Genomic DNA, 575 nt, shown 5'->3' with positions numbered 1-575 from the left:
GAACCGGGCTTGGGCGGCGGGGCGACCACCGCGATGGCGTCCAGCACCTCAGGCGGCTTCAGGTAGCCCGGCACCATGCCAGGACGCGGGCCTTTCAGTTCGGCCTGGTTGGTGGTGGGCAGCGGCGTCGGTGCGGCACAGGCGGCCAGCATCAGTGCTGCCGCGGTCATGGCAAGCGCAGGGCTCTTCATGCTGGCTCCTACTCGACGCGCTGGACGCCGGGCGGCAGCCACTTGCCATCGATGATGTCGGCCTTCGGCCAGTACGCCCGCAGCACGAGGTGGAAGTTGCCGGCGCCGGAAGGCAGCCAGTTGCCGACCTTGTCATCGCTCGGCCTGTCTTTCTGGATGTAGATCGGCAGGCTGCCGTCGGCGTCGAACTTCAGGCTCGTGGTGCGGTCCCCCACGGCGTAGCGGTTGATCGCGTTGTCGATGAAATTGAAGGTCTGGTCATACATCGTCACCGACCAGAACGCGTTCACCGGCGGTAACTGACCGGGCGGGAAGGTCAACGTGTACTCGTCGGTGCCGGTCAGCGGCACCCCGTCGGAATCCGTCGCCAACGCCGGGTACAGG

At 66.8% G+C, this 575-nt stretch carries 2 protein-coding genes; both read right to left on the bottom strand.

Features of this window, described 5'->3' with window-relative positions:
• The coding region (locus tag ACMUOY_RS20730) for a hypothetical protein (protein ID WP_413894593.1) at positions 1-191 on the bottom strand (191 nt) is incomplete at its 3' end.
• A gap of 8 nt (positions 192-199) precedes the next feature.
• Positions 200-575, bottom strand: a 376-nt coding sequence (locus ACMUOY_RS20725) for a DUF1214 domain-containing protein (protein ID WP_413894592.1), incomplete at its 5' end; no start/stop codon positions are given.

Origin of the sequence: Candidatus Skiveiella danica, from assembly GCF_022705245.1 — a bacterium.
Taxonomy (GTDB): Bacteria; Pseudomonadota; Gammaproteobacteria; order Burkholderiales; family Burkholderiaceae_C; genus Skiveiella; species Skiveiella danica.
The sequence above is the reverse complement of the archived record's forward strand: the minus strand, read 5'-3'. Positions and strand labels throughout refer to the sequence as shown.